Raw genomic sequence first — 12,981 nt, forward strand, 5'->3', positions numbered from 1 at the left:
GAGCCCCTCAGCGCGTCTCGTTGAACAGTTCGCGGCCGATCAGCATGCGGCGGATCTCGCTGGTGCCGGCACCGATCTCGTAGAGCTTGGCGTCACGCAGCAGGCGTCCCGCCGGGAACTCGTTGATGTAGCCATTGCCGCCCAGGATCTGGATCGCTTCCAGGGCCATCTGGGTGGCGCGCTCGGCGGTGTAGAGGATCACCCCGGCGGCGTCCTTGCGCGTGGTTTCGCTGCGGTCGCAGGCCTGGGCCACGGCGTACAGGTAGGCGCGGCTGGCGTTGAGCTGGGTGTACATGTCGGCGATCTTGCCCTGGATCAGCTGGAACTCGCCGATGCTCTGGCCGAACTGCTTGCGGTCGTGGATATAAGGCACCACCAGGTCCATGCACGACTGCATGATGCCGGTCGGGCCGCCGGCGAGGACCACGCGCTCGTAGTCCAGGCCGCTCATCAGGACCTTCACGCCGCCGTTGAGCTTGCCGAGGATGTTCTCTTGCGGCACCTCGACGTCGTCGAAGAACAGTTCGCAGGTGTTGGAGCCGCGCATGCCCAGCTTGTCGAACTTGTTGCTGCGGCTGAAGCCTTTCCAGTCACGCTCGACGATGAATGCGGTGATGCCGTGCGGGCCCTTGTCCAGGTCGGTCTTGGCGTAGATCACGTAGGTGCTGGCGTCGGGACCGTTGGTGATCCAGGTCTTGCTGCCGTTGAGGACGAAGCGGTCGCCGCGCTGTTCGGCGCGCAGTTTCATCGACACCACGTCGGAACCGGCGTTGGGCTCGCTCATGGCCAGGGCGCCGACATGCTCGCCGCTGATCAGCTTGGGCAGGTACTTGAGTTTCTGCTCGTGGGTGCCGTTGCGGTTGATCTGGTTGACGCAGAGGTTGGAGTGGGCGCCGTAGGAGAGGGCGACCGAGGCCGAGGCACGGCTGATTTCTTCCATGGCCACCACGTGGGCCAGGTAGCCCAGGCCGGCGCCGCCGTATTCCTCGCTGACGGTCACGCCGAGCAGGCCCATGTCGCCGAATTTGCGCCACATGTCGGCGGGGAACAGGTTGTCGTGGTCGATCTGGGCAGCGCGGGGTGCCAACTCGCTGGCGGCAAAGGCCTGGACCTGCTCGCGCAGCATGTCGATGGTTTCACCAAGGGCGAAGTTCAGGGAGGGATAAAGCATGCTCTGGCACCTTCTATTGTTTGTTCTTGGGTAGGGCGGTCTGGCGTCGATCGCGGGTGGCATCTCACCTTTACGTTAACGTAAACCTGAGGGCCTTCGCTGTCAATCATCACTTTGACCTTTACGTTAACGTAAATTTAAGCCAGAGTAGTTTCCGCCCCGATCAGCTCCCAAGAACAAACACAAATTAGGGATCGCCATGAATCAACCGAGCTACACCCAGGGCCGCCAGGACAAGTCCTTGCTGGCCATGACCATCGGTCAGGCGTTCGACCGCACGGTGTCGCGCTTTGCCGAACGCGAGGCGCTGGTGGTTCGCCATCAGCAACTGCGTTACACCTGGGCCGAACTGGCCGCGGCCGTCGACCTGCATGCGCGTGCGTTCATGGCCCTGGGCCTGAAGACCGGTGACCGTCTCGGCATCTGGTCGCCCAACTGCGCGCAGTGGTGCATCGCCCAGTTCGCCAGCGCCAAGGCCGGGATCATCCTGGTCAACATCAACCCGGCCTATCGCACCAGCGAGCTGGAATATGCCCTGAAGCAGTCGGGCTGCCAGTGGCTGATCTGCGCTGGCGCGTTCAAGAGCTCCGACTACCACGGCATGATCGGCGAACTGCTGCCGGAGCTGGCGCACCAGGCGCCAGGCCAGTTCAACAGCGAACGCCTGCCGGACCTGCGCGGCGTGATCAGCCTGGCCGCCGAACCGCCGGTGGGCTTCCTGCCGTGGAGCAGCCTGGCCGAGCACGCCGAGCGGGTCAGCGTGGCGGATTTCGACGCCCGTCAGCAAAGCCTGCAGTTCGACGATGCGGTGAATATCCAGTACACCTCCGGCACCACCGGCTTCCCCAAGGGCGCCACCCTCAGCCACTACAACATCCTCAACAACGGCTACATGGTCGGCGAAAGCCTGGGCCTGACCGAGCATGACCGCATGGTGATCCCGGTGCCGCTGTACCACTGCTTCGGCATGGTCATGGGCAACCTCGGTTGTGTTACCCACGGCAGCACCATGATCTACCCCAACGATGCCTTCGACCCGGCGCTGACCCTGCAGACCGTGGCCGACGAGCGCGCCACCGCGCTGTACGGCGTGCCGACCATGTTCATTGCCGTGCTCGACCAGCCGCAGCGCGCCGACTATGACCTGTCCAGCCTGCGCACCGGGATCATGGCTGGCGCCACCTGCCCGATCGAAGTGATGCGCCGGGTCATCAGCGACCTGCACATGAGCGAAGTGCAGATTGCCTACGGCATGACCGAGACCAGCCCGGTGTCGCTGCAGACCGGCCCGGACGACGAACTCGAACTGCGCGTGACCACGGTCGGCCGTACCCAGCCGCAGCTGGAGAGCAAGATCGTCGACGAGCATGGCTGCGTGGTGCCGCGCGGGCAGATCGGCGAGCTGTGCACCCGTGGCTACAGTGTGATGCTCGGTTACTGGGGCAACCCCGCGGCGACCGCCGAAGCCATCGACCCGGCGGGCTGGATGCACACCGGCGACCTGGCGAGCATGGACGAGCAGGGCTACGTGCGCATTGCCGGGCGCAACAAGGACATGATCATTCGCGGTGGCGAGAACATCTATCCGCGCGAGCTGGAAGAGTTCTTCTTCACCCACCCGGCGGTGGCCGATGTGCAGGTGATCGGTATTCCCTGTGATCGCTATGGCGAGGAGATCGTCGCCTGGGTCAAGTTCCACCCGGGCCACAGCGCGACGGCGGAAGAACTGCAGGCCTGGTGCAAGAACCGCATCGCCCACTTCAAGACGCCGCGATATTTCCGTTTCGTCGAGGAGTTCCCGATGACGGTGACCGGCAAGATCCAGAAGTTCCGCATGCGCGAGATCAGCATCGAGGAGCTGAAGCGCGGTTGACCCGGCCCAGGCGCCTGTCTTGAGTCCTGTGGCGCTCTGAAGATCGAGCGCCGCCCGCGCGGCGCATCGCGGATAAATCCGCTCCCACATTTGTTGCAACGTGCCATGGCCTGTGGGATTTGGGTTGTCAGCCTTTGTTTTTTCGGCGATGTATCGTGGGGAGGCTGTTGGGTTCGACTCGATATCGAGTCGAACACAAAAGGCGGTCAACCATGGCCTGTCAGGCATAGGCACGTTGCAACAAATGTGGGAGCGGATTCATCCGCGATGCGCCGCGCGGGCGGCGCTCGATCTCACAGGCACTACACTTGTCATGGCAAGCACTTGGCAGCCTTGATGCGATTTTCCCAAGCCTATCGCTGGCAAACCCCCACAGCGACTTCCCCCAGTCTGGAGAAATCCCTCCCCCCCAGGCCAGATTTCCCGCAACCCGTCTACTCTCTACCTTTCACCGGCGGCTCCTCGCTCGGCGGATCCCCCACCGTGGGCGGTACCGTCGGCTTGACCGGCACGCCTTCGGGTTCGTCCTGGGGCACCGGTGGTGGCAGGTTCGGGTCGTCGATATTCGGATCGGGCGTTTGCGCCGGGATAGGGATGCTCATCGGGCTTTTCCTCGCGTTCAACAAGACACACCTGGATTGGACTGCCTTCCCCCGACTTCGCTCATTTTTTATTGAACCCCCGCGCCGGCCATTGCTCTCAATCCTTACCGCCACGTCGTAACGGAGCGATGATCGATGACCCGCAACGAGCCTTTCGAAACCGAGCGCATGGCCGCTGGCGACAATCCCGCCGACGAGCCCCTGAGCCTGTCCCAGGCATTGTTGCTGCCGCGGGTGGTGATCGAGGACACCACCCCGGTGATCGACGCCGGGCTGTACCCGGTGAAGACCGAAGTGGGCAAGACCGTGACCGTCGCCAGCAAGGTCTACGCCGATGGCCATGACGTACTGGCCGTCACCCTCAACTGGCGCAAGGCCGGCAGCCGGCTCTGGCACAGCCAGCCTATGCGCCTGCTCGGCAATGATCGCTGGGAAGCCGCTTTCTCCGTCGGCGAGATGGGCCGCCACCTGTTCCTCATCGAGGCCTGGATCGACGCTTACGCCAGCTATTGCCACGACCTGGAAAAGAAATTCACCGCCGGCGTGGATGTCGCGCTGGAGCTGGAAGAAGGCCGCCTGCACCTGGAGCACGGTGCCGAGCGCAGCGGCAATTCCCTGCGCGAGCAGCTGGCGACGCTGGTCAAGCGCCTGCGCAAGGGGCTGCCCGCCGCGGCCGAGGTCGAATTGCTGCTGGCCCCGGACACCCGCGCGCTGATGGCCCAGGCCGACCCCCGCGGCTACCTCAGCCGCAGCCCGGAATTCCCTCTGGAAGTGGAACGCGAGCGCGCTGCCTTCGCCAGCTGGTACGAGCTGTTTCCCCGCTCGATCACCGACGATCCCCAGCGCCACGGCACCTTCGACGATGTCCATGCGCGCCTGCCGATGATTCGCGACATGGGCTTCGACGTGCTCTATTTCCCGCCGATCCACCCCATCGGCCGGCAGTTTCGCAAGGGCCGCAACAATGCGCTGAGCGCGGAGGAGGGCGACCCGGGCAGCCCCTACGCGATCGGCAGCGCCGAGGGCGGCCATGAGGCGATCCACCCGCAATTGGGCAGCCGCGAGGATTTCCGCCGCCTGGTCGCCGCCGCCGCCGAGCATGGCCTCGAGATCGCGCTGGATTTCGCCATCCAGTGCTCCCAGGATCATCCCTGGCTCACGGCGCATCCGGGCTGGTTCTCCTGGCGGCCGGACGGCAGCATCCGCTACGCGGAAAACCCGCCGAAGAAATACCAGGATATCGTCAACGTCGACTTCTACGCCGCCGATGCCGTGCCGGCGTTGTGGCTGACCCTGCGCGACGTGGTGCAGGGCTGGGTCGACGAGGGCGTCAGGCAGTTTCGCGTCGACAACCCGCACACCAAGCCGCTGCCGTTCTGGCAGTGGCTGATCGCCGATATCCGCAGCCGTCACCCGGAGGTGATCTTCCTTGCCGAGGCCTTCACCCGGCCGGCGATGATGGCGCGCCTCGGCAAGGTCGGCTACACGCAGAGCTACACCTACTTCACCTGGCGCAACACCAAGGCGGAAATCCAGGAGTACTTCACCAGCCTCGACCAGCCGCCCTGGTCGCTGTGCTACCGGCCGAACTTCTTCGTCAACACGCCGGACATCAACCCGTATTTCCTGCACCACTCCGGACGCGCCGGCTTCCTTATCCGCGCCGCGCTGGCCAGCATGGGCTCGGGCCTCTGGGGCCTGTACTCGGGCTTCGAGCTGTGCGAGTCGGCGCCGATTCCCGGCAAGGAGGAGTACCTGGACTCGGAGAAATACCAGATCCGCCCGCGGGACTTCACCCAGCCCGGCAACATCATTGCCGAGATCGCCCAGCTCAACCGTATCCGCCGCCAGCAGCCCGCCCTGCAGAGCCACCTGGGGGTGCGCTTCTACAACTGCTGGAACGACAACATCGTGTATTTCGGCAAGCGCAACCCGGACGACAGCTACGTACTGGTGGCGATCAGTCTCGACCCGCACAACGCCCAGGAGGCGCACTTCGAGCTGCCGCTCTGGGAGCTGGGCCTGGACGACAACGCCGTCACCCGTGGCGAAGACCTGATGAACGGCCATCGCTGGGCGTGGTACGGCAAGACCCAGTGGATGCGCATCGAGCCCTGGCATCTGCCATTCGGCATCTGGCGCCTGGACAGAGCCCACTAGAAAGGAACTCAAGCATGGTGAAGAAAACCCGTCCCGCGGCCTTCATCGATGATCCGCTCTGGTACAAGGACGCGATCATCTACCAGATCCACATCAAGTCCTTTTTCGATTCCAACAACGACGGTATCGGTGATTTTCCCGGCCTGCTGGCCAAGCTCGACTACATCGCCGACCTGGGGGTCAACACCCTCTGGCTGCTGCCGTTCTATCCCTCGCCGCGGCGCGACGACGGCTACGATATCGCCGCCTACAAGGCCGTGCACAGCGACTACGGAAGCATGGCCGACGTACGCCGCTTCATCGCCGAGGCGCACAAGCGCAACCTGCGGGTGATCACCGAGCTGGTCATCAACCACACCTCCGACCAGCACCCCTGGTTCCAGAAGGCCCGGCGCGCCAAGCGCGGTTCTGCGGCGCGGGATTTCTATGTGTGGTCGGACAGCGACACCAAGTACGACGGCACGCGGATCATCTTCCTCGACACCGAGAAGTCCAACTGGACCTGGGACCCGGTGGCCGGCCAGTACTTCTGGCACCGCTTCTATTCGCACCAGCCGGACCTCAACTTCGACAACCCGCAGGTGATGAAGGCGGTGCTCGGGGTCATGCGCTTCTGGCTCGACCTGGGCGTCGATGGCCTGCGCCTGGATGCCATCCCGTACCTGATCGAGCGCGACGGCACCAACAACGAGAACCTCCCGGAAACCCACGCGGTGCTCAAGCGCATCCGTGCCGAGATCGACGCCAACTACCCCGACCGCATGCTCCTGGCCGAGGCCAACCAGTGGCCGGAAGACACCCAGCTGTACTTCGGCGAAGGCGATGGCGACGAGTGCCACATGGCCTTCCACTTCCCGCTGATGCCGCGCATGTACATGGCCCTGGCCCAGGAAGACCGCTTCCCGATCACCGACATCCTGCGACAGACCCCGGAAATCCCGGCCAACTGCCAGTGGGCGATCTTCCTGCGCAACCACGACGAGCTGACCCTGGAGATGGTCACCGACCGCGAGCGCGACTACCTGTGGAACTACTACGCCGCCGATCGCCGCGCGCGGATCAACCTCGGTATCCGCCGCCGCCTGGCGCCGCTGATGCAACGTGACCGCCGCCGTGTGGAACTGCTCACCAGCCTGCTGCTGTCGATGCCCGGCACGCCGACCCTGTACTACGGCGACGAGATCGGCATGGGCGACAACATCTACCTGGGCGACCGCGACGGTGTGCGCACGCCGATGCAATGGTCGATCGACCGCAACGGCGGCTTCTCCCGCGCCGACCCGGCGCGCCTGGTGCTGCCGCCGATCATGGATGCGCAGTACGGCTACCAGACGGTCAATGTCGAGGCCCAGGCCGAAGACCCGCACTCGCTGCTGAACTGGAATCGCCGCCTGCTGGCGGTGCGCAAGCAGCAGAAGGCGTTCGGGCGCGGCACGCTGAAGATGCTCACGCCGAACAACCGGCGCATCCTCGCCTATCTGCGCGAATACACCGGGCCCGACGGCACCAGCGAAACCCTGCTGTGCGTGGCCAACGTGTCGCGCGCGGCGCAGGCGGTGGAGCTGGACCTGGCGCCGTTCATCGACCGCGTGCCGGTGGAGATGCTCGGCGGCTGCGCGTTCCCGCCGATCGGCCACCTGCCGTTCCTGCTGACCCTGGCGCCGTATGGTTTCTACTGGTTCCTCCTCGCGCCGAAGGACCAGATGCCCAGCTGGCATGTCGAGGCCGCGCAGCCGCTGCCGGAGTTCACCACCCTGGTGGTGAAGAAACGCATGGAAGAGCTGCTGGAAGCGCCGGCACGGCAACTGCTGGAGCAGTCCATCCTGCCGCAGTACCTGCCGAAACGCCGCTGGTTCGCCGGCAAGGACAGCGCCATCGACAGTGTCCACCTGGCCTATGGCGTGCGCTTCGGCACGCCGACCAGCCCGGTGCTGCTCGGCGAGCTGGAGGTGCACAGTGGCGGTCAGCAGCGGCGCTATTTCCTGCCGTTCGGCCTGGTCGGCGAAGAACAGATCCACAGCGCCTTGCCCCAGCAACTGGCACTGGCGCGCGTGCGCCGCGGACGCCAGGTGGGCTTCATCACCGATGGCTTCAGCCTGGAAAGCTTCGTCCACGCCGTGCTCCAGGCCTTCCAGCAGGGCGCCCGGCTGGCGGGCAGCGACGGTGAGCTGCGCTTCGAGTCGACGCCCCAGCTGGCCGAGCTGAACCTGAGCGACACCTCCGAGGTGCGCTATCTCTCCGCCGAGCAATCCAACAGCTCGGTGGTGGTCGGCGGCAGCCTGGTGCTCAAGCTGATCCGGCGGGTCAACGGCGGCATCCACCCGGAACTGGAAATGGGCGCCTACCTGACCGCCGCCGGTTTCGCCAATATCTCGCCGCTGCTGGGCTGGCTGAACCGTGTCGATGCCCATGGCGAACCACACCTGCTGGCCATCGCCCAGGGCTACCTGAACAACCAGGGCGACGCCTGGGACTGGACCCAGAACAACCTCGAACGGGCCATCCGCGACGAACTGGAGCCGCCGCAACTGCACAGCGAAGGGCACGTCGCCGATGCCCTGGACGACCTCACCGGCTTCGCCGCCTTGCTCGGCCAGCGCCTCGGCGAAATGCACCAGGCGCTGGCCCAGCCCACCGACGACGAGGCGTTCAAGACCCGCACCAGCGACCGCAGCGACAGCCAGCGCTGGGGCGAGCAGATCGCCGCGCAGTTGCGCACCGCGCTGGACCTGCTGGTGCAGCACCGGGACGAACTCGACGGGCAGAGCCAGGCCCTGGTCGACGACCTCGAACAGCAGCGCGAGGGCCTGCTGCGCGAGGTCGGCCAGCTGGCGCAGCAGGCCGAAGGTGGCCTGGTGATGCGCGTGCACGGCGACCTGCACCTGGGCCAGGTGCTGGTGGTGCAGGGCGATGCCTACCTGATCGATTTCGAGGGCGAGCCAGCGCGCCCGCTGGACGAACGCCGTGCCCGGCACAGCCCGTACAAGGACGTCAGCGGCGTGCTGCGCTCCTTCGACTATGCTGCGGCGATGGCGTTGCGCGGTGCCGCGGGCGCTGCCGCGCTGGCAGACAACCAGCAGGCGCGGCAGCGGGTCGCCAGGCGCTACCTGCATGCGTCACGCCATGCCTTCGTCCAGGCCTATGGCCTGGCCACCGCCAGCCTGCCCCATGCCTGGCGCGAGGAGGGCGGCGAGCAGGCCGCGCTGGAACTGTTCAGCCTGGAGAAGGCGGCCTACGAGATCGCCTATGAAGCGCAAAACCGTCCAAGCTGGCTGGCCGTGCCTTTGCATGGTCTGCATGGGCTTATCAGTACCTGGGGAGAGCAGTAGATGAGCGTGCACAAGAAGGAATACGGCGGACTGGGCCGCGGCGACATCGACGACCTGGTCAACGCCAGGCATGTCGATCCGTTCGCGGTGCTCGGCGCGCACGCCGATGGTGCGGGAGGCACCTGGCTGCGCGCCTACCTGCCGGAGGCGCTGAGTGTCCAGGCGCTGGCCGGTGCCAGCGACGAGATCATCGCCGAGCTGCAGCAGGGCAGTGTGCCCGGGCTGTTCACCGCGCACCTTGGGCATGGCGTCGGGGCCTACCGCTGGCGCATCCACTGGGCCGGCGGCGAGCAGATCAGCGAGGACCCCTACAGCTATGGCCCGCAATTGGGCGAGATGGACCTCTATCTGTTCAGCGAGGGCAATCACCGTGACCTGGCCAACCGTCTCGGCGCCCAGCCGGTGACGGTGGACGGCGTCGACGGGGTGCGTTTCTCGGTGTGGGCGCCGAATGCCCGGCGGGTGTCGGTGGTGGGCGATTTCAACAACTGGGACGGCCGTCGCCATCCCATGCGCCTGCGCCACGCCAGCGGTGTCTGGGAGCTGTTCGTCCCGCGCCTGTACGCGGGCGAAACCTACAAGTACGAAGTGCTTGGCCACGATGGCGTGCTGCCGCTCAAGGCCGACCCACTGGCCCGTGCCAGCGAACTGCCGCCGAGCACCGCGTCGAAGGTCGCCGGGCCCCTGGCCCACCAGTGGCAGGACCACGACTGGCTGCGCGAGCGCGGCGAACGGCAGGGCGTCAACGCGCCGCTGTCGATCTACGAACTGCATGCCGGCTCCTGGCAGTGCGAGCTGGACGAGACGGGCGAGGTCAGCCGCCTGTACAACTGGCGCGAGCTGGCCGAACGGCTGATTCCCTACGTGGGGGAACTGGGCTTCACCCATATCGAACTGATGCCGATCATGGAGCATCCGTTCGGCGGCTCCTGGGGCTACCAGCCGCTGTCGCTGTTCGCGCCGACCTCGCGCTACGGCAGCGCGGAAGACTTCGCCGCCTTCGTCGATGCCTGCCACCAGGCGCGCATCGGCGTGATCCTCGACTGGGTGCCGGCGCATTTCCCCACCGACAGCCACGGCCTGAGCCGCTTCGACGGCACCGCGCTGTACGAGTACGACAACCCGCTGGAAGGCTTCCACCAGGACTGGGACACGCTGATCTACAACCTCGGCCGCACCGAGGTCCACGGTTTCATGCTGGCCTCGGCGCTGCACTGGCTGCGCGAGTTCCATATCGATGGCCTGCGCGTCGATGCGGTGGCCTCGATGCTCTACCGCGACTACTCGCGCAAGGCCGGCGAATGGGTGCCCAACCGCCATGGCGGACGGGAGAACCTGGAGGCCATCGATTTCCTCCGCCATCTCAACGAGGTGGTCGCCGTGGAGGTGCCGGGGGCGCTGATCATCGCCGAGGAGTCCACCGCCTGGCCGGGGGTCAGCCAGCCGGTGCAGCAGGGCGGCCTGGGCTTCTCGTACAAATGGAACATGGGCTGGATGCACGACACCCTGCATTACATCCAGAACGACCCGATCCATCGCCAGCACCATCACAACGAGATGAGTTTCGGCCTGATCTATGCCTATTCCGAGCATTTCATCCTGCCGATTTCCCACGACGAAGTGGTCCACGGCAAGCGCTCGCTGATCGACAAGATGCCTGGCGATCGCTGGCAGAAATTCGCCAACCTGCGCGCCTACCTGGCGTTCATGTGGTGCCATCCGGGCAAGAAGCTGCTGTTCATGGGCTGCGAGTTCGGCCAGTGGCGCGAGTGGAACCACGACAGCGAGCTGGACTGGTACCTGCTGCAGTACGGCGAGCACCTGGGCGTGCAGCGCCTGATCGGCGACCTCAATCGCCTGTACCGGGAGGAGCGCGCGCTGCACGAGCAGGACTGCCAGCCCCAGGGCTTCCAGTGGCTGATCGGCGATGACGCGCACAACAGCGTCTACGCCTGGCTGCGCTGGAGCGCCAGCGGCGAACCGCTGCTGGTGGTGGCCAACTTCACCCCGGTGCCGCGCGAGGGCTACCGGATCGGCGTGCCGTTCGGCGAGCGTTGGGACGAGGTGTTCAACAGCGATTCGCAGCGCTATGCCGGGTCGAATTTCGGCAATGAAGGGGTGGTGGAGGGCAGTGCCGTGCCCAGTCATGGGCAGCCGCTGTCGCTGGCCCTGAACCTGCCGCCACTGGCGCTGCTGATCCTGCGGCCGGCCAGCTAGGGTCGGCTACGGGCGTTTAGTCATCGGCACCGCGCGAGCGGTGCCACTATTCTCTTCTTTCACAATCGCTCGCAAATGAGATAGATTCCCAGTCCCATTCGTTCCCGAGCCTGCCACCGTGGCCGATTCCAACAAGCTGATGCACGACGTCTACAGCGAACACCACGCCTGGGTGTACGGCTGGCTGCGCAGGAAACTCGGCTGCGCGCACAATGCGGCGGACCTGGCCCAGGACACCTTCCTGCGCATCCTCTCGTCCCGCGATGCGCTGCTCCAGGCCAGCCAGTCCCGTGGCTACATCGCCACCACCGCGCGCAATCTGCTGATCGACCGCGCGCGTCGCCAGCGTCTGGAAAAGGCCTATCTGCAGCAGCTCGGCCTGCTCGCGCTGGATCACCCCGGGGTGCCCGGGGCCGAGCGGATCTGGGAAACCCTGGAGGCGCTGGAGCAGATCTGCAATCTGCTCGACGGCCTCGGCGCCAAGCCGCGCCAGGCGTTTCTCCTGCATTACCTCGAAGGCCAGCCGCAGGCCGTGGTGGCCGAGCAACTGGGCATCAGCGTGCGCATGGTGCAGAAGTACCTGGTCCAGGTGCTGCTGCACTGCCAGCAACTGCGCGAGCCGTCATGAGCCAGGCCGATGACCTGGCCTGCCAGGCCGCCGAGTGGCTGGTGCAGCTCAGCGCCGATGATCCCGCCGAACGCGAGCGTGCCGAACGCCAGTTCCAGCGCTGGAAGCGCCTCAGCCCGGCCCACGCCGAGGCGGCGCTGGGCATGGAGCGGATGCTGGCGAGCCTGCGCGGCATGCGCCAGGAACCGGGCAGCGAGCGGCGCCTGAACCACCTGATCGAGGACGAGCTGCGTTTCAGTCAGCGCAGCCGGCGCAGCAAGCGTTTCGGCGCGGCGCTGGGCATCGGCATTTTGCTGTTGGTGCCGGGTTGGCTGGGCTGGCAGCACTACCCGAATGCCTTGCTGTTCGCCGATCTCGACAGCGCCACCGGGCAGTGGCGGGAAACCCGTCTGGAAGATGGCAGCCGCCTGACCCTGGCCGGCGGCAGCGCGGTGGACCTGCATTTCACCCCGAGCGGGCGGGAAGTGCGCCTGCTGCGTGGCGAGATCCGTGTCGAGGTCGCCGCCGACCCGCAGCGGCCGTTCGAGGTGGTCACCACGGACGGCAGCATTCGTGCCCTGGGTACCCGTTTCCTGGTCGACAAGCAGGCCGCGGGCACTGCGCTGAGCATGCTCGAATCGAAGGTCCTGGCCCGTTCCGGCGAGGCGGCGGTCGAGGCGGTGGTCAGCGCCGGGCAGCAGGTGCTGATTCGTCGCGACGGCCTGGACAGCACCCACGCCATCGATGCCCAGGCCACCGACCAGGCCTGGCAGCAGCACCGCCTGGTGGCCCGCGGCTTGTCGCTGACCCAGGTGCTGGCGCAACTGGAACGGCAGTACGCCGGGGTGCTCAGTTACGACCGCGAGGCGCTGGCGCGGATCGAGGTCTTCGCCTCGCTGCCGCTGGACAATCCGCAACGGGCGTTGCAGTTGCTGGAGGCCAGCCTGCCGATCGAAGTCAGCCGCCTGACGCCGTGGCTGACCCGGGTAAGCCTGCACGAGGAGTGAGACCAGGGAAAAATC

8 protein-coding genes are annotated in these 12,981 nt (G+C 66.0%); 6 read left to right on the plus strand and 2 right to left on the minus strand.

Annotation, left to right across the window (positions count from 1 at the left end; genetic code table 11):
* Window positions 1-7: 7 nt before the first annotated feature.
* Window positions 8-1,171, minus strand: coding sequence for an isovaleryl-CoA dehydrogenase (locus RTI28_RS25660; RefSeq protein ID WP_316923085.1), 1,164 nt, complete (start codon window positions 1,169-1,171; stop codon window positions 8-10).
* 199 nt (window positions 1,172-1,370) lie between these two features.
* On the opposite strand from RTI28_RS25660, the gene RTI28_RS25665 reads away from it, so the two are divergent.
* On the plus strand, window positions 1,371-3,044 hold the full coding sequence (locus RTI28_RS25665; RefSeq protein WP_316923086.1) for an AMP-binding protein: 1,674 nt from the start codon (window positions 1,371-1,373) through the stop codon (window positions 3,042-3,044).
* A 434-nt stretch (window positions 3,045-3,478) separates the two neighbouring features.
* Here the strand turns inward: RTI28_RS25665 and RTI28_RS25670 are convergent, their stop codons facing one another.
* Complete coding sequence (locus RTI28_RS25670) at window positions 3,479-3,646, minus strand: hypothetical protein (protein WP_316923087.1); 168 nt, start codon at window positions 3,644-3,646, stop codon at window positions 3,479-3,481.
* 135 nt (window positions 3,647-3,781) lie between these two features.
* Between RTI28_RS25670 and RTI28_RS25675 the strand changes: the two genes are divergently transcribed.
* The 5 genes from RTI28_RS25675 to RTI28_RS25695 all read left to right on the plus strand — a co-directional run bounded on the left by RTI28_RS25675 (window position 3,782) and on the right by RTI28_RS25695 (window position 12,966).
* Window positions 3,782-5,806, plus strand: coding sequence for an alpha-1,4-glucan--maltose-1-phosphate maltosyltransferase (locus tag RTI28_RS25675; RefSeq protein WP_316923088.1), 2,025 nt, complete (start codon window positions 3,782-3,784; stop codon window positions 5,804-5,806).
* Window positions 5,807-5,820: 14 nt separating this feature from the next.
* Window positions 5,821-9,135: a maltose alpha-D-glucosyltransferase gene (treS, locus tag RTI28_RS25680; protein WP_316923089.1), complete on the plus strand. Its 3,315-nt coding sequence runs from the start codon at window positions 5,821-5,823 to the stop codon at window positions 9,133-9,135.
* Window positions 9,136-11,352 (plus strand): 1,4-alpha-glucan branching protein GlgB, encoded by a 2,217-nt coding sequence (gene glgB, locus RTI28_RS25685; protein ID WP_316923090.1) that lies wholly within the window; start codon window positions 9,136-9,138, stop codon window positions 11,350-11,352. It abuts the gene before it with no gap.
* Between the two features lie 139 nt (window positions 11,353-11,491).
* A complete protein-coding gene (locus RTI28_RS25690; RefSeq protein ID WP_316923154.1) occupies window positions 11,492-11,980 on the plus strand; it encodes a sigma-70 family RNA polymerase sigma factor in 489 nt (162 codons plus the stop codon).
* Window positions 11,977-12,966 (plus strand): FecR family protein, encoded by a 990-nt coding sequence (locus RTI28_RS25695; RefSeq protein ID WP_316923091.1) that lies wholly within the window; start codon window positions 11,977-11,979, stop codon window positions 12,964-12,966. The genes RTI28_RS25690 and RTI28_RS25695 overlap by 4 nt, the downstream gene beginning before the upstream one ends.
* The last annotated feature ends 15 nt before the right edge of the window (window positions 12,967-12,981 follow it).

The organism is Pseudomonas sp. zfem002, from assembly GCF_032621685.1.
GTDB classification, from domain to species: Bacteria; Pseudomonadota; Gammaproteobacteria; order Pseudomonadales; family Pseudomonadaceae; genus Aquipseudomonas; species Aquipseudomonas japonica.